The 20,409-nt window shown below is 75.3% G+C and carries 14 protein-coding genes; 9 read left to right on the top strand and 5 right to left on the bottom strand.

What is annotated here, in order from left to right; genetic code table 11:
- Position 1 precedes the first annotated feature (1 nt).
- Both ACO1BR_RS11630 and ACO1BR_RS11625 read left to right on the top strand, forming a co-directional pair.
- A complete protein-coding gene (locus ACO1BR_RS11630; RefSeq protein WP_426794969.1) occupies positions 2 to 865 on the top strand; it encodes an SGNH/GDSL hydrolase family protein in 864 nt (287 codons plus the stop codon).
- Entirely contained in the window at positions 862 to 4,494 is a 3,633-nt protein-coding gene (locus tag ACO1BR_RS11625; protein ID WP_426794968.1) for a hydantoinase B/oxoprolinase family protein, read from the top strand. Before ACO1BR_RS11630 ends, ACO1BR_RS11625 begins: the two co-directional genes overlap by 4 nt.
- Before the next feature lie 67 nt (positions 4,495 to 4,561).
- Here ACO1BR_RS11625 and ACO1BR_RS11620 read toward each other — a convergent pair whose 3' ends face one another.
- From ACO1BR_RS11620 to ACO1BR_RS11610, 3 genes are read right to left on the bottom strand one after another with little or no spacing between them, the layout of a single operon-like run.
- A complete protein-coding gene (locus tag ACO1BR_RS11620) occupies positions 4,562 to 5,455 on the bottom strand; it encodes a biotin-dependent carboxyltransferase family protein (RefSeq protein WP_426794967.1) in 894 nt (297 codons plus the stop codon).
- Positions 5,452 to 6,162 carry a 5-oxoprolinase subunit PxpB gene (pxpB, locus tag ACO1BR_RS11615; RefSeq protein ID WP_426794966.1) on the bottom strand — a complete coding sequence of 237 codons (711 nt, stop codon included), beginning with the start codon at positions 6,160 to 6,162 and terminating at the stop codon, positions 5,452 to 5,454. Before pxpB ends, ACO1BR_RS11620 begins: the two co-directional genes overlap by 4 nt.
- A complete protein-coding gene (locus ACO1BR_RS11610) occupies positions 6,159 to 6,935 on the bottom strand; it encodes a LamB/YcsF family protein (RefSeq protein WP_426794965.1) in 777 nt (258 codons plus the stop codon). The genes pxpB and ACO1BR_RS11610 overlap by 4 nt, the downstream gene beginning before the upstream one ends.
- A 170-nt stretch (positions 6,936 to 7,105) precedes the next feature.
- Between ACO1BR_RS11610 and ACO1BR_RS11605 the strand changes: the two genes are divergently transcribed.
- From ACO1BR_RS11605 to ACO1BR_RS11575, 7 genes are all read left to right on the top strand, one after another.
- Positions 7,106 to 7,849: a GntR family transcriptional regulator gene (locus tag ACO1BR_RS11605; RefSeq protein WP_426794964.1), complete on the top strand. Its 744-nt coding sequence runs from the start codon at positions 7,106 to 7,108 to the stop codon at positions 7,847 to 7,849.
- A 125-nt stretch (positions 7,850 to 7,974) separates the two neighbouring features.
- Entirely contained in the window at positions 7,975 to 8,685 is a 711-nt protein-coding gene (locus ACO1BR_RS11600) for a DUF969 domain-containing protein (RefSeq protein WP_426794963.1), read from the top strand.
- Positions 8,682 to 9,650, top strand: coding sequence for a DUF979 domain-containing protein (locus ACO1BR_RS11595; protein ID WP_426794962.1), 969 nt, complete (start codon positions 8,682 to 8,684; stop codon positions 9,648 to 9,650). The genes ACO1BR_RS11600 and ACO1BR_RS11595 overlap by 4 nt, the downstream gene beginning before the upstream one ends.
- 55 nt (positions 9,651 to 9,705) lie before the next feature.
- A complete protein-coding gene (pcp, locus tag ACO1BR_RS11590; protein ID WP_426794961.1) occupies positions 9,706 to 10,350 on the top strand; it encodes a pyroglutamyl-peptidase I in 645 nt (214 codons plus the stop codon).
- A 131-nt stretch (positions 10,351 to 10,481) separates the two neighbouring features.
- A complete protein-coding gene (locus tag ACO1BR_RS11585) occupies positions 10,482 to 12,020 on the top strand; it encodes a hypothetical protein (protein WP_426794960.1) in 1,539 nt (512 codons plus the stop codon).
- Between the two features lie 166 nt (positions 12,021 to 12,186).
- On the top strand, positions 12,187 to 13,125 hold the full coding sequence (locus ACO1BR_RS11580; RefSeq protein WP_426794959.1) for a hypothetical protein: 939 nt from the start codon (positions 12,187 to 12,189) through the stop codon (positions 13,123 to 13,125).
- A gap of 249 nt (positions 13,126 to 13,374) precedes the next feature.
- Positions 13,375 to 18,174 (top strand): hypothetical protein, encoded by a 4,800-nt coding sequence (locus ACO1BR_RS11575; RefSeq protein WP_426794958.1) that lies wholly within the window; start codon positions 13,375 to 13,377, stop codon positions 18,172 to 18,174.
- A 224-nt stretch (positions 18,175 to 18,398) separates the two neighbouring features.
- Here ACO1BR_RS11575 and ACO1BR_RS11570 read toward each other — a convergent pair whose 3' ends face one another.
- Together ACO1BR_RS11570 and ACO1BR_RS11565 are read right to left on the bottom strand one after the other, a co-directional pair.
- On the bottom strand, positions 18,399 to 19,583 hold the full coding sequence (locus ACO1BR_RS11570; RefSeq protein WP_426794957.1) for a GDSL-type esterase/lipase family protein: 1,185 nt from the start codon (positions 19,581 to 19,583) through the stop codon (positions 18,399 to 18,401).
- A 69-nt stretch (positions 19,584 to 19,652) separates the two neighbouring features.
- Positions 19,653 to 20,222, bottom strand: a complete 570-nt coding sequence (locus ACO1BR_RS11565) for a TetR/AcrR family transcriptional regulator (protein WP_426794956.1) — start codon at positions 20,220 to 20,222, stop codon at positions 19,653 to 19,655.
- Positions 20,223 to 20,409: the final 187 nt, after the last annotated feature.

Genomic DNA, 20,409 nt, shown 5'->3' with positions numbered 1-20,409 from the left:
GGTGGCGGCGCCGCGGTTCGTCACACTGGGCGATTCGCTGACCGAGGGGCTGGGCGACCCGGTGGCCGGGGGCGGTTGGCGGGGCTGGGCCGCGCTGCTGGCCGACGCGGTGGGGGAGCGGCCCGGGGACCTGGAACTGGTCAACCTCGCGCGAAGCGGGGCGCTGGCGGGCGATGTGGCTGAGCGGCAGCTGCCCGCGGCGCGGGCGCTGGCGCCGCGGCTGGTGTCCTTGGTGGTGGGGGCGAACGACACCCTGCGCGCCGCGTTCACCATCGATCGGGTGGCCGCCGCACTGGATCACGCGCACCGTGCGCTGAGCGCCGACGGGGCCGTGGTGCTGACCGCCTGCCTGCCCGATCCCGGGCGGATGCTCGGGCTGCCCGGGCCGCTGGCCCGGCCGCTGGCGCGCCGGATGCGGGCGGTGAACACCGTCGTGCACGCGGTGTCGGCACGCTACGGAGGCGTCCATCTGCATCTCGCCGACCACAGCTGGGTGGCCGACCGGGCGTCCTGGAGCGTCGACCGGCTGCACCCCAGCGAGCGCGGCCACCGGCTGCTGGCCCGCGGCTTCCACGCCGCCCTCGCCGAGCGGGGGCTCGCCGCGGGGCCGCCGCCCTCGCTCGCCCTGGACGGTCCGCCGCCGACCCGTACCGGTTCCGCGGTGTGGATGGCGACCCGCGGGACCCGGTGGGTGGTGGACCGCTGCACCGACCTGCTGCCCGGTCTGCTCGCGCTCGCCGTCCAGGAGTGCCGCTACGGGCTGGCCGGATCCGGGCGGTTGCTGGACGCCGCGGCCGACCGCGCCACGGGTACCGCGCTCGCCGCCCTGTCCGACCCGAAGGGCGCTGCGACAATGGCGGGATGACCGGACGCTGGGAGTTCTGGATCGATCGCGGTGGCACGTTCACGGACGTCATCGGCCGGCGACCGGACGGGCGGCTGGTCACCGGCAAGCTGCTCTCGCACCACCCCGAGCGCTATCGGGACGCCGGGGTCGCCGGGATCCGGATGATGCTGGGGCTCGGCGCGGACGAACCGGTGCCCGCCGAGCGGGTCGCGGTCGTCAAGATGGGCACCACCGTGGCCACCAACGCGCTGCTGGAGCGCACCGGCGAGCCGACGGTGCTGCTCACCACCGAGGGGTTCCGGGACGCGCTGCGGATCGCGTACCAGAACCGGCCGCGGATCTTCGACCGCCGGATCGTGCTCCCGGAGGCGCTCTACGACCGGGTGATCGAGGTGCCGGAGCGGGTCGGCGCGCACGGCGAGATCGTCCGCCCGCTGGACGGGGAGGGGGTCCGCCGGGCGCTGGTCGGGGCCCGGGCGGACGGGCTGCGCAGCGCGGCCGTGGTGCTGCTGCACGGCTACCGGCACGCCGCGCACGAGCGGGCCGTCGCCGAGCTGGCCAGGGAGGCCGGCTTCACCCAGGTCAGCTGCTCGCACGAGGTCAGCCCGCTGATGAAGCTGGTGGCGCGCGGGGACACCACGGTCGTCGACGCGTACCTCTCGCCGATCCTGGGGCGGTACGTCGACGAGGTCGCGGCCCAACTCCCCGGTATCCGGCTGATGTTCATGCAGTCGAACGGCGGGCTGCGGGAGGCCGCGCACTTCCGGGGCAAGGACGCGGTGCTGTCCGGGCCGGCCGGCGGGGTGGTCGGCATGGTGCGGACCGCCGCGGAGGCCGGCGGCGGTGCTCCGGACGCGGCCGGCTTCGACCGGGTCATCGGCTTCGACATGGGCGGCACCTCCACCGATGTCTCGCACTACGCGGGCGAGTTCGAGCGGATCTTCGGCAGCGAGGTCGCCGGGGTGCGGATGCGCGCCCCGATGATGAACATCCACACCGTCGCGGCCGGCGGCGGCTCCGTACTGCACTTCGACGGCCGCCGCTACCGGGTCGGCCCCGACTCGGCCGGCGCGGTCCCCGGACCGGCCTGCTACCGGCGCGGCGGCCCGCTCACCGTCACGGACGCCAACGTGATGCTCGGCCGCATCCAACCCGCCCACTTCCCGGCGGTGTTCGGGCCGGGCGGCGATCAGCCGCTGGACGCCGCGGTGGTCCGCGCCCGCTTCGCCGAGCTGGCCCGGCGCATCGCCGCGGAGACCGGCGACGACCGCGGCCCCGAGGACGTCGCCGCCGGCTTCCTCGACATCGCGGTGCTCAACATGGCCAACGCGGTCAAGAAGATCTCCGTCCAGCGCGGCCGGGACATCACCCGCTACGCCCTCGTCAGCTTCGGCGGCGCGGGCGGCCAGCACGCCTGCGCGGTCGCCGACGCACTCGGCGTCGGCACGGTGCTGGTCCCGCCGCTGGCCGGGGTGCTCTCCGCGTACGGCATCGGCGTCGCCGACGCCACCGCGATGCGCGAACAGGCCGTCGAGGAACGGTTCCTGGAGCCGGGCGCGATGGACCGGGTGCGCGCGGTGTGCGAGACGCTGGCCGTGCAGACCCGGCGGGAGCTGCTCGACGACGGGGTGCCGGACGCGTCCGTCACCACCCGCGCCAGGGTGCTGGTCCGCTACGCCGGGACGGACTCCACCATCGGTGTTCCGCTGGCCTCGGCCGACGCCATGGCCGCGGAGTTCGTCCGGACGCACCGCGAGCGCTACGCCTTCACCATGGACAAGCCGCTGGTGGCCGAGGCGGTGTCGGTGGAGGCGCGCGGAGCGGCCGGCGGGGCGAGCGGACACGACGTACGACTCGGGGCCAGGGAAGGGGAGTTGCGGCCCGCCGCGACGGTGCGGATGCACGCCGGCGGGCGGTGGCGGGAGACGGAGCTCCACCGCCGTACGGAGCTGCGGCCCGGCGACGTCCTCACCGGTCCGGCGATCATCGCCGAGGAGGACGCCACGACGGTGCTCGACCCCGGCTGGCAGGCGGCCGTGGGCGAGCGCGGGCATCTGCTGCTGACCCGGGCCCGGCCGCGGCCCCGGCGGACCGCCGTCGGCACCCGGGCCGACCCGGTGATGCTGGAGGTCTTCAACAGCCTCTTCATGGCGATCGCCGAGCAGATGGGCGTACGGCTGGAGAACACCGCGCACTCCGTCAACATCAAGGAGCGGCTGGACTTCTCCTGCGCGCTGTTCGACGCCGAAGGAAACCTGATCGCCAACGCCCCCCACATTCCCGTGCACCTGGGCTCGATGGGGGAGTCCATCAAAGAGGTGCTGCGGCGACGCGGCGGCGATCTGCGGCCGGGCGACGTGTACGCGATCAACGACCCGTACCACGGAGGGACGCACCTGCCGGACGTCACCGTCGTCACCCCGGTCTTCGGTCCACCGGGACCCTCGGGACGGGAACTGCTGTTCCTGGTCGCCTCCCGCGGCCACCACGCCGAGATCGGCGGTATCACCCCGGGCTCGATGCCCGCGTTCAGCAGCACCATCCAGGAGGAGGGCGTCCTCTTCGACAACTGGCTGCTGGTGCGCGACGGCCGGCTGCGCGAGCGGGAGACCCGCGACCTGCTCACCTCCGGGCCGTACCCGTCCCGTGCGCCGGACGTCAACCTCGCCGATCTCCGCGCCCAGATCGCCGCCAACGAGAAGGGGATCCGGGAACTGCGGCGGATGACCGAGGAGTTCGGGCTGGACGTCGTACGGGCGTACATGGGCCACGTCCAGGACAACGCCGAGGAGTCGGTGCGGCGGATCCTCGGCCGGCTGCCGGACGGGAGCTACCGCTACGAGACGGACAGCGGGGCGCGGATCCGGGTCGCGCTGACCGTCGACCGGGCGGCCCGCAGCGCCGTGCTGGACTTCGCCGGTACGTCACCGCAGCAGCCCGGCAACGCCAACGCGCCCAGCTCGGTGGTGATGGCGGCGGTGCTGTACGTGCTGCGGACCCTGGTCGCCGAGGACATCCCGCTCAACAGCGGCTGCCTCAAGCCCGTCGAGGTCCGCATCCCGCAGGGCTCGATGCTGGCACCGGTCTTCCCGGCGGCCACCGTCGCGGGCAACGTGGAGACCTCCCAGGCGGTCACCGGGGCGCTCTACGCGGCGATGGGCATCCAGGCCGAGGGCTCGGGCACGATGAACAACGTCACGTTCGGCAACGAGCGGGTGCAGTACTACGAGACCGTCGCCAGCGGCTCGGGCGCCGGCGACGGCTTCGACGGGGCGGACGCGGTGCAGACCCACATGACCAACTCCCGGCTGACCGACCCGGAAGTCCTGGAGTGGCGCTATCCCGTCCGGGTCGACGGCTTCGCCCTCCGCGACGGCAGCGGGGGAACCGGCCGCTGGCGCGGGGGCCGCGGCGTGGAGCGGCGGCTGCGGTTCCTGGAGCCGATGACGGTGGCCCTGCTCTCCAACCACCGGCGGGTCGCGCCGTACGGCATGGCGGGCGGCGGGCCGGGCGCGCTGGGCGTCAACTTCCTGGTGCGGGCGGACGGTTCGCGGGAGGAGCTGCGGGGGTGCGACACGGCCGAGGTCGGGGTCGACGACGTGCTGGTGATCCGCACGCCGGGCGGCGGCGGGTACGGGGCGGCGTAGCGGCGCCCGGCCGTGGACACCGCCGGACCGGGACCGGGCGCCGGGTGCGCCCGCCGCGCTCCGGGGGTCAGCCGGTGTGCGCCATCGGCGCGGAGCGCCGCCCGATGCGGACGAAGCGCACCGCGGTGCCCGGCACCGCCTGCGCCGCCGGGGCCAGGAAGCGCTCCGGGACGACCCCCGCGACCGGGTAGCCGCCGGTGGTGGGGTGGTCGTGCAGGAAGAGCACCGGCAGGCCGTCGGGCGGGACCTGGAGGGCGCCCAACGGCATTCCCTCGCTGGGGAGTTCGCCGGCGCGGGCGCGCTCCAGGGGGGTGCCTTCGGTGCGCAGCCCGATGCGGTTGCTCGCCGCCGAGACCCGGAAGCGGCCGGTGGCGAGGGTGCGCAGCCCGGCCGTGGTGAACCAGTCGTCGCGCGGGCCGGGCAGGAACGGCAGCACCAGTTCGGCCACCGGGCCGGGGTGCGGCACGGCGTCGGCGGCGGCCGGCGGGCCGTGCGGCGGGTGCAGCGGAAGCACCGCGCCGTCGGCGAGCGGGTCGGGGCCCAGGCCGGAGAGCAGGTCGGTGGCGCGGCTGCCGAGCACCGGCTCGGTGGCGATGCCGCCGGCGAACGCCAGGTACGAGCGCAGCCCGTGGGACGCGGGCCCGGCGTCCAGGACGGCGCCGGCCGGTACGCGGACCGGGGCGCCCCAGGGCGCGGGGCGGCCGTCGACCGTCACCGGGCAGGGGGCTCCGGTGACCGCGACGGTGGTGGCGGCGCGGAGCCGGACGGCGCAGCCGGTGACCGTGGTCTCCAGGGTGGCGGCCGGCGCGGGGTTGCCGACCAGGCGGTTGGCGAGGCGGTGCGCGGGCTCGTCCAGGGCCCCGGCGCGCGGCACACCGAGGTGGGCGTGACCGGGCCGGCCGAGGTCCTGGACGGTGGTGAGCGCACCGGCCCGGACGACCGAGAGGGCGCGGTCGGTCATCGGGCGGGCTCCTGGCGCGTACGGCCGTCCCCGGGGGCGGCCGGTCCGGGCACCTGCCTCCGGGCCGGCTGCGGGACGAAGCGGACGCGGGTGCCGGGTGCGAGCAGCGCCGCCGGCTCGCGCCGCGGGTCCCACAGGGCGGCGTCGGTGCTGCCGATGAGCTGCCAGCCGCCGGGGGAGGAGCGCGGATAGACCCCGGTGTACGGGCCGGCCAGTCCGACCGAGCCGACCGGGACCTTGGTGCGCGGGGTGGCCCGGCGCGGTACGTGCAGCGCTTCCGGAAGGCCGGTCAGATAGCCGAAGCCGGGGGCGAATCCGCAGAAGGCGACGTGGAATTCGGTGCCGGAGTGCAGCTGGACCACGTCCTCGGGGGTGACGTCCCAGAGGGCGGCGACGTCGGCGAGGTCCGGGCCGTCGTAGCGGACGGGGAGTTCGACGGTGGGGCGGTCGCCGGTGGTGAGCGGCGGGATGTGCCAGGTGGCGAGGTCGGCGCTCAGCCCGCGGGGGTCGGCGAGGCCGTCGAGGAAGACCGTGCGGGCGGCCGGCACGATCTCGCGGACGGCGGGCAGGGTGCCGTCGGCGGCGCGGCGCAGCAGTTCGGCGTGCAGCGCCTCGACGTCCGCCGCGCGGTCCAGTTCGATCAGCAGTCCGTGGGCGCCGACCGGCAGCGGCCGGAGGGGGAGCGGTCGGGCGCCGTCCGGGCTCATCCGAAGCTCCGGACGCGGACGCCGGCCGCGGTCAGCTCGGCCCGTACCCGGCGGGCGAGTTCGGCGGCGCCCGGGGTGTCGCCGTGCAGGCACAGCGAACGGGCGGCGATCGCGATCCGGGTGCCGTCGCGGGAGGTGACGGTGCGGTCGCGGGCCATGCCGAGGGCGCGCTTGACGACCTCGTCGGGGTCGTGGACGACGGCGCCGGGCTCGCGGCGCGGCACGAGGGTGCCCTCGGAGGTGTAGGCGCGATCCGCGAACGCCTCGCCGACGACCGGGAGTTCGGCCGTCTCGGCGGCCCGGTGCAGCCGCGAGCCGGGCAGGCCCAGGACCGGCAGACCGCCGCCCGCCATACGGATGCCGGCGACGACCGCGGCGGCCTGCTCCGCGTCGTGGACGCAGCGGTTGTAGAGCGCGCCATGCGGTTTGACATAGCCGACCCGGGCCCCGGCGGCGCGTGCGAAGACCTCCAACGCACCGATCTGGTAGGCGACTTCGGCGGCCAGCTCGTCCGGCGGCAGGTCCATCGCGCGGCGGCCGAAGCCGGCCAGGTCGCGGTAGGAGACCTGGGCGCCGATGACCACCCCGCGCTCGGCGGCCAGCTCACAGACCCGGCGCATGGTGGCAGGGTCGCCGGCGTGGAAGCCGCAGGCGACGTTGGCGCTGGTGACGACGGACAGCAGGGCGTCGTCGTCGGTGAGCTGCCAGCGGCCGAAGCCCTCCCCGAGGTCGGCGTTGAGGTCGATGACGGGAGGTGCCGCCGGGTCGATCATGGGTGTCCGTTCCGGGGAGTGCGGATGCGGGGCGCAAGCCAACGTACCGATCGTTGAACGATCCGACAAGAGGTGTGTTGTCTCGTCCTGCCATCTGGGATTGACTTCCGCTGACAAGACACCTGGACGGGTCCCCGCGGTCCGTCCGTACGGGACGGAGTGCGCTGCGTATGGCCGGCGGAGTGACGAAGAACGATCAGCGGCGGCTCGCCGAGGTCGCGGGCCTGGCGCGGGACCGCGCGCTGCTCGGGCGCTCCAGCACGGCCGAGCGGGTCGCCGACATCCTGCGGGACCGGATCACCGAGGGCTACTTCCCGCCCGGCACCCGGCTGTCGGAGGAGAGCATCGGCGGCGCGCTCGGCGTCTCCCGCAACACCCTGCGGGAGGCGTTCCGGCTGCTCACCCACGAACGGCTGCTGGAACACCGGCTCAACCGCGGGGTGTTCGTCCGCGTGGTGACCGTGGAGGACCTGGACGACATCTTCCGGGTGCGGATGCTCGTGGAGTGCGCGGCGGTCCGCGGTCTGGGGCAGGGGCCCTACGGTGCCGAGGCGGCCGAGGGCGTCGCGGCGATCGAGGCGGCGGTGCGGGCCGGCGAGACGGCCGCCGCGGACCGGCGGTGGGACGACCTGTCGACCGCCAACATCCGCTTCCACCAGGCCGTCGTCGCCCTGGCAGGCAGTCCGCGCACCGACGAGCTGATGCGCGGTGTACTGGCCGAACTCCGGCTGGTCTTCCATGTGATGGCCGATCCACAGCGCTTCTACGCACCGTATCTGGTCCGCAACCGGCAGATCGCGGAGTCGCTGCTGGCGGGCGACGCGGCGGCGGCCGAGCGGCTGCTGCTGGCCTATCTGGAGGACTCGCGCGGCCAGCTGTCGGGGGCGTACGCCCAGCGCATCGCCGAGAGCTGAGGGGCGCCGGAAGTCCGCTGCCGCCGACCCCTTGTCGGATCGTTCAACAATCACATAGCCTCCGCAGCAATCTTTTCTCGCTCCCCACGGGTCCGTGGGGCATCCCGTACGCGGAAGGCGGATCCATGATCGTGCTTCTCGGCGTGCTCGTGGTCGTGCTCGGCTTCGCCACGAAACGCAATCCCCTGCTGGTCGTCGCGGTGGCCGGGATCCTCACCGGCTTCCTCGGCGGCCTCACCCCCGGCAAGGTGCTGGCCGCGTTCGGCGAGGGCTTCGCCGGCAGCCGGGCGGTCACCATCTTCGCGATCACCCTCCCGGTCATCGGCCTCCTGGAGCGCTACGGCCTCCAGGAGCAGGCCCGCGCCCTGATCGCCCGGTTCGGCCGGCTCACCACCGGGCGGTTCCTCGCGCTCTACCTGGGGCTTCGGCAGATCGGCGCGGCCGTCGGGCTGACCAACGTCTTCGGCCACGCCCAGACCGTCCGCCCGCTGGCCGTCCCGATGGCGGAGGGCGCCGCCGAGCGCGCCCACGGCCAACTCCCGGACGGGACACGGGAGAAGATCCGCTCGTTCGCGGCCAGCGCGGACAACGTCGGCCTCTTCTTCGGCGAGGACGTCTTCCTCGCCGTCGGCTCGATCCTGCTGATCACCGGCTTCGTCAACACCACGTACGGCACCCACCTCGAACCGCTGCACCTCGCGCTGTGGGCGATCCCCACCGCGCTGTGCGCCTTCGTGGTACACGGCTGGCGGCTGCTGCGCCTGGACCGGCAACTGGAGCGCGAACTGCTCACCGCACATGTCCACCACACCAGCGCAGCGGAGGCCGGCCAGTGATCAAGGCAGAGTGGTTCTACTGGCTCGTCGGCCTCAGCTTCCTGGTGATGGCCGCCCAGATGGTCACCGACCGCAGCAACCCCAAGCGCTTCGGGACCGGCGCCTTCTGGGGCCTGATCGGCGCCGGATTCGTCTACAGCAGCTGGGTCGTCACCAAGCAGGCGCCCGCCGAACCGCTGGGCGCCGCCGTCCTCGTCATGGCCGTGCTGGCCGGCTTCGGCTTCACCGGGCGCGGCACCCCGCGCACCACCACCCCCGAGGAGCGTGCCGCCAGCGCCGCCCGCCTCGGCAACAGGCTGTTCGTCCCGGCCCTGACCATCCCGGTCGTCGCGCTGGCCTGCGCGGTCGGCGTCAAGCACCTCTCCCTCGGGGGCCGGCCGGTCCTCCAGGAGGGCAGCGAGACCATCCTGGGCCTGGGGCTGGGCGCGGTCGTCGCGCTGGTGGTCGCCATGGCGATGCTGCGTGAGAAGCGGATATCCGTGCCCGTACAGTCCGGCCGCTCCATGCTGGAGGCGATGGGCTGGGCGATGCTGCTGCCGCAGATGCTCGCCACGCTGGGCACCATCTTCCAGGTCTCCGGCGTCGGCGGCCAGGTCGGCAAGCTCGCCGCCGCCGTCCTGCCCAAGGACTCCCTCTACGTCGCCGTGGTCGTCTACTGCGTGGGGATGTTCGCCTTCACCACCATCATGGGCAACGCCTTCGCCGCCTTCCCCGTGATGACCGCGGCCGTCGGCTGGCCGGTCCTCATCGGGCACTTCCACGGCAACCCGGCCGCCGTCCTCGCCCTCGGCATGCTCGCCGGCTTCTGCGGCACCCTCGTGACCCCGATGGCCGCCAACTTCAACATCGTCCCGGCCGCCCTGCTGGAGCTGAAGGACCAGTACGGGCCCATCAAGGCGCAGCTGCCCACCGCGGGCGTGCTGCTCGGCTGCAACATGGTGATCATGGCGCTGTTCGCCTTCTGAGGCGGAGCCGTCCCACCGGCCCTCCCCGGCCGCCCGACAACCCACGGAAGACCGTATGACCCGCGTACTGCTCACCGGATTCGAACCCTTCGACGGGGAATCCACCAACCCCTCCTGGCAGGCGGTCCGCGCCGCCGCGGCCGCACCGCTCGCCGGGGCCGAACTCGCCACCGCCGAGCTGCCCTGCGTCTACGGCGGCTCGCTGACCGCCCTGCGCACCGCCCTCGACGCCACACAACCGGACATCGTCCTGTGTGTCGGACAGGCGGGCGGCCGACCGGACATCACCGTCGAACGGGTCGCCCTCAACCTCGACGACGCCCGCATCCCGGACGCCTCGGGCGCCGAGCCGATCGACGAGACGATCGTGCCCGGCGGGCCCGCCGCGTACTTCTCCACCCTGCCGATCAAGGCGTGCGTGGCGGCGGTCCGGGCCGCGGGACTGCCCGCCTCGGTCTCCAACACCGCCGGCACCTTCGTCTGCAACCACGTCTTCTACGGGCTCGCCCACCTCATCGCCACCGAACTGCCCCGCGTACGCGGCGGATTCGTGCACGTCCCGTACGCGCCCGAGCAGGTCACCGACCGCGCCCAGCCCTCGCTCCCGGTGGACGCGGTCGCCCGGGCCCTGCGGGAGATCGCCGCCACCGCCGCCCGCACGCGGACCGACATCCGCGTCGCGGAGGGGGCCACGCACTGAGCCGCCGGTGACGCCGTAGACTGACCAGTCGGCCGGGCGGCAGGTCCGTCAACGGACCCGGCGGCGGTCCACCCATGAGCGGATCCGCGCCGTTTCGTCCGTTGTCAGTGCCAGCGCCTACTCTGTGCGACGTGACTTTTTCCGCCCCGGGGGCCGCTGCGCCCCAGCTCAACGGCCCGAACCGGCCCGCGCCGGGCCCGGCCGCCGACGAAGGACTGGCCCGCCGGCTGCGCGCCCTCGCGTGCACCGCGCCGCTGCACGACCTCGATGTGCGCAAGGCCAACCTCGCGGGCGAGTACGGGGTCTACGCGATGGCGGAGGTGGCGCTCGCCGTCATCGACCTGGTCACCCTCAACATGGACTTCGACACCGGCGCCGACCACGAGGAGATAGTGGCGAAGGTGCTCCCGCGGGTCGCCGCGCAGGCACCGCACCGCCCGGCGGCCGAGCACGAGCGGGTCGCCCGCTGGGTGCTGGAGAACCTGATCAACGTCGGCAGTGTGGACCGCGGCTTCCGCGCCGTGTACGGCACTTTCACCACCGACGGCGCGTACGTCCGCCGCGACTACGACTTCAAGCTCGTCGAAGAGGTCCCCGGCGCGGGCGGCACGGTCTATCTGCGCGCCACGGACGAGGCCGTCAACGTCCTGGTCGGCGCCCTCGACACCGACGTCACCAGCGCCCAGATCGCCGCCGAGGTCAAGCTGGAGGTGCTCATCAGCCGGGGCCGCCTGGCCGACGCCCAGCTGGCCGCCGAGCAGGCCCGCTACCGCACCGTCCAGTACGCCGAGACGCTGCGCAGGACGCTGGACGCCACCCGGCGCAACGTCCGCGCCGTCGACTGGCTGCAGACCGTCCCCGACATGATCACCGAGGCACTGGACCACGTGGCGGACCGCTACCGCCACGAGAACGCCATCCTCACCAACATCCGCAAGGCCCGCGACGAGGCCGAGGCCGTCGACGAGAAGACCAGCGAGCACAAGCGGCGCGCCGCCGAGCTCGTCGACATCGTCAAGGACTGCATCCGCCGCCACACCCAGCTCCAGTCCCGGCTCCTGGAGGCCGGGCCGCTGTTCCGCGCCGAGCAGGACCGGCAGGCGTTCGCCGCCCCCACCGCCCGCGCCGGCCTCGACCTCTACGGCCAGCTCGTCGCGCCGGTGCTGCCGCTCTCCGTGGAGCACGCCACCCGGGTCACCGACGCCTTCTTCGCCCGCGGCACGGGCCTGCGCACCCCCTCCACGGTCCGGGTCGGCGACCTCGTCGAGATGCTGCTGACCCCGCCCATGGAGCGCGAGCACCTCGGCGCCGAGATGCCCGAGCCCGACCTGGTGGCCACCCCCGACGACAGCCGCTTCAGCGAGGCCCAGCTCGATGCCGCGATGGCGCTGCTGGACCTCCCCGCCGACGCCCCCCGCCGGCTCTCCGGGCTGCTCGCCGAGGCGCGCCGCAGCGACCCCGAACTCCCGTATCTGGTCGCCCTGCTGGCAGTGCACGCCGCCAGCCCGCCGGTCGGTACGGCCTACCGCCAGGGCGAACAGCAGCTCCTCTTCGCCGTCGACGACGGCACGGAGCTGACCGACCCCGAATTCGGCGGCGCCGACCTCATCGTCGGCACGGCCCTGCTGGACGCGGCCGGGATGGCCGCCGACCGCTCGGAGGTGGCCTGATGCCCGTGGCACACGGCCTCCCGCCGATAGCGGACGGCCCACCCCCGGCGGCCCGCCGCCCCGCCGCCCCGTACGGCCACCCGTCCGCGCCCCGGAGGGCGGCGCCTTCGCACCGGCCACCGCAGTACGAGATACCCCCGACCGTCCCCCGCAAGGAGCCTGTCCCGTGAGCCAGTACGACGCCGACGAGGTGCCGCAGCCCGATTCGGCGCCCGGCACCGGCGAACCGGGCCGGGGCACGCCCGCCGACGGCACCGACCCGGCCCCGGCGAGGACCGCGCCGCTGAACCCCGCCGACGCGGCCGACGCCGCCCGGCTGGTCGCCTTCGGCCTCCAGCCCAAGCTGCCGCCCGCCCGCGACGCGGAATACGGCGAACTGCTCCGCCGCTATCGGGACGACCCTCCCTTCGCCCGGCTCGCCGACGCGGTCGCCGCCGGCCTCGGGCTGGTCGTCCTGGAGGTCTCCACCCGCGCCGGGATGGCCGTCACCGCCGCCGAGGACTCCGTCTTCGCCGTGCGGATGGGCGACTACGCCCGCCGCGCCTCGGTCGACTCCGGGGACCGCTTCCTGCACGGCCTGGCCCATCTGGCCGTCGCCGCTCTCGCCTTCCCGCGCCCCGAGGACCTGGCCGACGACGGCTACATCGGCCGGATCACGGTCAACGGCGTCGACGCCTTCGTACGGCAGGCGTGCCGCCGCCTGGAGGAGCGCGCCGAGCAGGACGGCGAGAACACCGACCCGGCAAGCGACGCCCCCGGCCTGGAGTCCGCCTGGCGGGTCTACGCCCGGCGGAGCGCGACCGGCGCCACCAAGGACGCCCGGCGGCTGGCCGGTTCGACGACCGGCATCATCGCCAAGGCCGTCACCTTCCTCGTCGACTCCGGCTTCCTCCAGCGCACCGGCGACGACGCCGGCGGTGCGTACCGGACCACCGCCCGCTATCAGCTCCAGGTCCGCGACATGGCCGGCAGTGCGGCCATGGCCGAGCTCCTGGAGCTGGGCATCGTGCCCGTCGCCGACGGCAGCGCCTCCCTGCTGCCGGGCGAGGAGACCGATGACCTCGACCTGGTCGCGGAGGCGGGCCTGCCGTTCCACTCGGGCTGAGGGGGCGGGGAGGGGCGGGGGAGCGTGCGGTGCTTCGGCTGAGGCGCTCGGCGGTTCCCCCCACCCCCGAACCCACCCCCGCCCCCTCCCCCCGAAGGGGGAGGGGGCGGGGGACGAAAATCCCGGCCCCGGCCCCCGCCCGACGCCCCACCCCCGACCGCCCGCCCCACAACCACACACCGCCGGCCACCGCCACCCACCACCCCCACCGCCCGCCCCACCCGCCCTCCACACCAACGAGAGTCCGCCATGTACGAGCTGTCCCGGGTCCGCCTCTACTCCATCGGGCCCGCCGGTGCGCGCTATGCCGACACCGTCCTGGACCTGCGCGGAGTCGGCGCGCCGGTGCCCCAACCGGCGCCGGCGCAGGCGGACTTCTTCGAGGACGAGCCGGTCGGCCCGCCGCGCCGCCCGGCGCCCGCGGGCGTCCTCTTCCTGGAGAACGGCGGCGGTAAGTCCGTCCTGCTGAAGCTGATCTTCTCGGTCATGCTGCCCGGTCACCGCAACACCCTCGGCGGTGCCAGCTCCGGTGTGCTGCGGAAGTTCCTGCTCGCCGACGACTGCGGGCACGTCGCGCTGGAGTGGCAGCACGTACTGACCGGCGAGACCGTCGTGGTCGGCAAGGTGAGCGAGTGGCGGGGGCGGCAGGTCTCCAACGACCCGCGGAAGTTCGCCGAGGCGTGGTACAGCTTCCGACCCAGTCCCGGGATGAGCCTGGACTCGCTCCCCGTCGCCGAGGCCACCCTCGTCCGGCCCCGCCAGGAGGACGGCGAGGGCACGTCCGGCGCGCAGGGCCGCCGCCGCACGATGAAGGGCTTCCGCGACGTCCTCACCGAAGCCGGGAAGAACTACCCCAACCTGGACGTCGTCTGGGAGGAGATCCACGAGCGCTGGAACGAGCACCTCGGCGTCCTCGGCCTGGACCCCGAACTCTTCCGCTACCAGCGGGAGATGAACGCCGACGAGGGCGAGGCGGCCGGCCTCTTCGCGGTCAAGAACGACTCCGACTTCACCGACCTGCTGCTGCGCGCCGTCACCGACGCCCGGGACACCGACGGCCTGGCCGACCTCGTCCACGGTTTCGCCCACAAGCTCGGCCGGCGCGCCGAACTCACCGCCGAGCGGGACTTCACCGCCGGCTCGCTCGACCTGCTCTCGCGCATCGCCGAGGCCGCCGGGCACCGCGAACGCGCCCGCGAGGTGCACGCCGGCGCGGAGCGCCGCACCCGCGCGCTGGCCCAGCGGCTGCACGCCCGCGGCACCGAGGAGCGCGGCCGGGCCGCCGAGCTGGCCGAGGCGGTCGCCGCCGCCGCGCACCGCGTCACCGACGCCGAGCGCAGCCGCGAGCGCCGTTCCCTGGTCTCCGCCGAACTCGCCTACCGGCACGCCTCGCTGGCCCTGACCGCCGCCGAGAAGGGCGCCGCCGCCCAGCGCCGCGAGCTCAACGACGCCCGTACGCTGCACAGCGCCTGGCAGGCCGCCGAGATCGCGCTGCGGCACCGCGCCGCCGCCGACCGCTCCGCGCGGGTCGCCGCCGCCATCCGCGAGGCCGAGCGGGACGCCGCCCCGGCGCTCGCCGCCCGCGCCACCGCCGCCGCCGACCTGGTCCGCGCGCTGCACAGCGCCGCCGAGGCCGGTGAGCGGCTGGCCAACGAGGAGGAGGAGCGGTCCGCCGCTCTCCAGGAGGCCGGCGAGTCGGCGCACCGCGACGCCACCACGGCCGCCACCCACGCCCAGCGCGCCCGCAGCGAGGCCGACCACCTCCGGCAGCGGCTCGCCGAGGTGGCCCAGGAGACCGAGGAGGCCGTCCGGGCCGGCTGGCTGGACGACTCCGCCCCGGACGCCGATCCAGCCCGTGCCGCGCTCGCCGCCTCGGACGCCGAGAAGACCGCCGTGGCCGCCTGGGACTCGGCCCGTGAGGCCGCCCGGCAGGCCACCGACCGGGCCCGCGAGGCCGCCGCCCGGCACTCCTCCGCCGAACTGGCCGCGGCCCGCGCCGAGGACGCCGCCCAGGCCGCCGGGCGCGCCCATGACGCCGAGCGCCGCGCCGCCGAGGCCCTCGGCGGCGAACAGCGGCTCGCCGAACTCCTCGGGCTCCCCGAGGCGGCGGCCGTCGCCCTGCCTTGCCCCTGTACGGCCACTCCCGGCGCGGAGTCTGCGCCGCCGCGCCGCGCCGCCGCAGCCCCCGGCGGCGAACAACGGCTCGCCGAACTCCTCGGGCTCCCCGAGGCGGCGGCCGTCGCCCTGCCCGGCCCCCGTACGGCCACGCCCGGCGCGGAGTCCGCGCCGCCGCGCCGCGCCGCCGCCGGCCCGCTGTCCGCCGAGGAACTGGACCGCAGCGCCGACGCGTTGCGGGAGCTGCTGGAGGAGGGCGTCGCCGCCGCCGAGCGCCAGCTGTTCGAGCTGCGGACGGCCGCCGCCGACGACGCCCGGATCCTGGGCGCGCTGGGCGACGGCGGGCTGCTGCCGCCGGGTCCCGATGTGCTGGCGGCGGTGGAGTATCTGGGCGAGCACGGCGTCCCGGCGCTGCCCGGCTGGCGCTATCTCGCCCAGTCCGTCGACCCGGCCGACCACGCGCGGCTGCTGGCCGCCCGCCCCGAGCTCGTCGACGGCGTGATCATCACCGACCCGGACACCCACGCCCGGGCCCGCGAGGTGCTCGCCCAGGCCGCGCTGCTGCCCCGCTCCGCCGTCGCCGTCGGCACCGCCGCGGCCCTGCTCGCGCCCACCCCGCCCGCCGGCGAGGACGACCCGGGCGCCTCCGGCGTCTTCCTCGTGCCGCCGAACCCGGCGATGCACGACGAGTCCGCCGCCGACGAGGAGCGCCAGACGCTGCGCGCCCGCGCCCTCCGGCGCGACGAGGAGATCCGGGCGCTGGCCGCGCGGCTCGCCGGGGACCGGGCGCTGGCCGCCCGCCTCGGGTCCTGGCGCGCGGGCTGCCCGGCGGGCCGGCTCGCCGAGCTGGCCGAGGCGGCGGAGGCGACCCGTACGGCCGCGGAGGCGGCTGCCGCCGAGCTGGCCGAGGCCCGTACCGCCCGCGCCGAGGCCGACGAGGCCGCCGCGGAGGCCACCGGTGTGCGCGACGAGCGGCAGGAGGCCGCGCAGCGCGCCCGGCGCGCCGCCGATCTGCTGGCCGGGCTCGCCCACCGGCTGCGCGAGCGCGCCGGCTGGCAGTCGCGGCTGCGCGAACTGGCCGACGAGGCGGCCGAGTTCGAGGCCCGTGCGGAGGAGTGCGTGGACCGCGCCCGGGCTGCCGACGAAGACCGCCGAGCCGCCCAGCGCGCCGCCGACGACGCCCACCGGACCGCCCGCGCACTGCGCGCCGAGCGGTCCGAGATCGCCGGCGTCCCGGACGACCTGGGCGAGGCCCCCGCCGAGCCCACCGCCTCGCTGCCCGCGCTCCGCGAGGCGTACCGCGCCGCCTCCCAGCTCTACGAGAAGGTCGGCGTCGGCGCCGACCTGCGCGCCGAGCAGGCCCGCGCCGAGGGCGACGAGTCCGCGGCGCTGGCCGAGCTGAACCGTCTCACCAACAAGGTCCGCACCCGCGCCGAACAGCTCCTGGAGAGCCCGGACGCCGCCGACGGCCCGTCCCGCCAGGCCGCGGCGGCCCGCGCGGAGTCGCTGGTGCAGATGCTGGAGACCCGCGCCTCGGCCGCCAGCGAGCAGCTGGGGCGGCTCCGCGGCGAGGCGGAGCGGCTGGCGCCCACGGACGGCGAGGCGCACACCGAGCTGCCCGACGAGCTGGTGCCGGCGGACGCCGACCGGGCCAAGGCGCTGCTGCGCTCGGCCAACGGCGAACTGGCCACCGCCACCGAGGCGTTGGAGACCGCCCGGGACCGGCACGAGGAGCTGCTGCGCGGCCACCGGGCCGCCGAGGACGCGGCCGGCGGCTTCGACGAGACCGCGGCCCTGCTGCGCGATCTGCTGCGCGACCAGCAGGACACGGAGGAGGGGGTGGAGGCGTCGTTCGAGCCGTACGCCGGCGGGCTGGCCGAGGCCCGGCAGGCCGCCGCCGAGTCCCGCCGCTCGCTGCGCGGCTGCGCCGCCGACCTCTCCGCCGCCGAGGCCGCGGTCCGCGAGGCCGCCGACGTCCTCGTCCGGCACGCCAACTCCACCCGGTACGAGCAGGTGCGCACCCCCGCCCGGCAGCAGATCCGCGAACTGCCCGCCGCGGCGCTGCCGGACCACGCCGCCAAGTGGGCGGAGGCGTTCGCGCCCCGGCTGCGGGTGCTCACCGACGAGTTGGCGCAGCTGGAGCGCAACCGCGACTCCATCGTCGACCGGCTGCGCGGCCTGGTGGAGTCGTCGCTGACGACGCTGCGCTCCGCCCAGCGGCTGTCCCGGCTGCCCGAGGGGCTGGGGGAGTGGTCCGGACAGGAGTTCCTGCGGATCCGCTTCGAGGACCCCGATCAGGCCACGCTCACCGAGCGGTTGGGCGAGGTCATCGACGAGGCGACCCGTGCGGCGGTCCGCAAGAACAGCGATCTGCGGCGGGACGGCATGTCGCTGCTGCTGCGCGGGGTGCAGGCCGCGCTGCTGCCGCGCGGGGTGGCCGTGGAGATCCTCAAGCCGGATGCGGTGCTGCGCGCCGAGCGGGTGCCGGTGGGGCAGATGGGCGATGTCTTCTCCGGCGGCCAGCTGCTGACCGCCGCCATCGCCCTGTACTGCACGATGGCGGCGCTGCGCAGCAACGACCGGGGCCGCGACCGGCAGCGGCACGCCGGCACGCTGTTCCTGGACAACCCCATCGGCCGCGCCAACGCCACGTATCTGCTGGAGCTCCAGCGTGCCGTCGCCGATGCGCTGGGCGTCCAACTCCTCTACACCACCGGCCTGTTCGACACCACGGCACTCGCCGAGTTCCCGCTGGTCATCCGGCTGCGCAATGACGCGGACCTGCGGGCGGGACTGAAGTACATCAGCGTCGAGGAGCACCTGCGGCCGGGCCTGCCGCAACAGGACCCGGCCGGGGAGGCGGTGCACGGGCAGATCACCGCGACCCGGATGTACCGGCGGCCCGAGGACGACCGGGAGACGGCGGGCGGCTGACCGGGCGCGGTGGCGCGGTCGCCGGACGACCGCGCCACCGCCGCGCCGGGCCCGTAAGCCCGGGTCCCGCGCCGCTCACCGGTGGCGCGGCGGCCGGGGTGTCAGGCGCCGCGGTCCGCGAAGGGGCCGCCGGCGGTGAAGGCCANGGACGACCGCGCCACCGCCGCGCCGGGCCCGTAAGCCCGGGTCCCGCGCCGCTCACCGGTGGCGCGGCGGCCGGGGTGTCAGGCGCCGCGGTCCGCGAAGGGGCCGCCGGCGGTGAAGGCCAGTCCGGCGAAGCGTTCGCCGATGCGGCGGTGGGTGGCGGCGTCCGGGTGGAGCCCGTCGGGCAGCGGCAGTTCGGCGGAGTCGGCCTCGCCGTAGAGGTCGCGGCCGTCCAGGACGTGCAGGTGCGGGTCCTCGGCCGAGCGCTGTGCCACGATGCGGGCCAGCTCGTCCCGGATGACGCCGAGGGTCAGCTTCCCGTTCGCGCGCTCCGCCGGATCGCCCGTGGCCCGGAACCGCAGCTGTCCCCTGCTGAGGGCGCCGAGGTCCGGGGCGCTGGGGCCGGGGGTGTCCTCGTGGATCGGGCACAGGATCGGCGAGACGACCAGCAGCGGTGCGGTGGGATGGCCGTCGCGGAGGGTGTCGAGGAATCCGTGCACGGCCGGGGCGAAGGCGCGCAGCCGCATCAGGTCGGCGTTGACCAGGTTGATGCCGATCTTGACGCTGATCAGGTCCGCGGGCGTGTCCCGCATGGCGCGGGCGGTGAACGGGTCGAGCAGGGCGCTGCCGCCCAGGCCCAGGTTGACCAGTTCCACACCGCCGAGCGCGGCGGCGAGGGCGGGCCAGGTGCTCGTCGGGCCGGCGGCGTCGGAGCCGTGGCTGATCGAACTGCCGTGGTGCAGCCACACCTTGCGGCCCCGGTCCGCCGCGGGCTCGACGGGGGCGTCGGTGCGCAGGGCGACCAGCTCGGTGGTCTCGTTGTGCGGCAGCCAGATCTCGACGTCCTTGACGCCGGCGGCCAGGCCGGTGAAGCGGACGGTCCCCACGGGGCCGGGCCGGTGCTCGGCCTTCCCGGTGGCCATGTCGATGGTCAGGGTGTTGCCGCCGGCCGCACCGGACCGGCCGGCGAGACGGCCGTCGACGAGCAGGTCGTAGACGCCGTCCGGGCGGGGCGGCACGCCCACGTAGACCCGCTTGGTGGGCAGGGTGTCCAGTTCGACGGCGGTGGCCCGGGTCCGGAAGACCAGCCGTACGCCGGAGGGCTGGGACTCGGCCATGGCGAGCTGTCCGTCGGCGCACTGGGCGCGGGCCCGGGCGGGCAATCGGTGTGGCAGCAGGCCGTGCGCGGTGCGCTCCAGGTCGAGGGCGCCGCGCAGGAGGTCCGGGGTGAGGGGCGTGGTGATCCAGTCGTGCGTGGTGGTCATGGTCTCAGCCTGTTGATCAAGGTGTCGGACGTGCGTCGGGGGGCTGCGGCCCGGTGGGGCGCGGCGGGGTCAGGGGGCGGGCCAGTTCCGCAGCAGGGCGTCGAGGGTGTCCAGGACCCGTGCCCAGGATTCCTGCGGGTCGGGTGCGCTGTGGTCGAACCCGCCGGCCGTCTCCAGGCTGACGTAGCCGTGGAAGACGCTGCCCAGCATCCGCACGGCGTGCGTCTGCTCCGGCTCCGCCAGGTCGTAGCCGCGCAGGATCGCCCGCATCATCCGCGCGTGCCGGCCGCCGGCGCTCGCCGCCGCGGCCTCCGGGTCGAGCCGGAGCTGTGCCGCGGCGTAGCGGCCGGGATGCTCCCGGGCGTAGTCGCGGTAGACGTTCGCGAAGGCGGTCAGGGCGTCCTTGCCGGCCCGGCCGGCCAGCGCGTCCGCGGCCCGGTCGGCGAGTTCCTCCAGGGCGAGCAGGGCGATCCTGGTCTTCAGGTCCTGGGAGTTCTTCAGGTGCGAGTACAGGCTCGCGACCTTGACGTCGAACCGCCGGGCCAGCGCGGAGACGGTCACCTGGTCGAAGCCGACCTCGTCGGCCAGTTCCGCGCCCGCCCGGGTCAGGCGTTCCGCGGTCAGTCCTGCGTATGCCATGCCCTTCCTCCCATGATGAGGCAGAACTGATTATGCATGTGCCTAATAGCTTTAGGCAAATGCCTTCATGGGAAGTGGAGGGGGGCGGCTTGAGGGAGGGAGGCTCGGCGACGCGCGGGCGTGTCCCTGGTGTCGCCGCCTGTGCCGACACACGACGGGGCGCGTGCGAGGGGGTGGCGTCGCCGCC

Source organism: Streptomyces sp. YGL11-2 (genome assembly GCF_050054615.1).
Taxonomy (GTDB): domain Bacteria; phylum Actinomycetota; class Actinomycetes; order Streptomycetales; family Streptomycetaceae; genus Streptomyces.
This window is presented reverse-complemented; position numbering and strand designations above follow the sequence as displayed.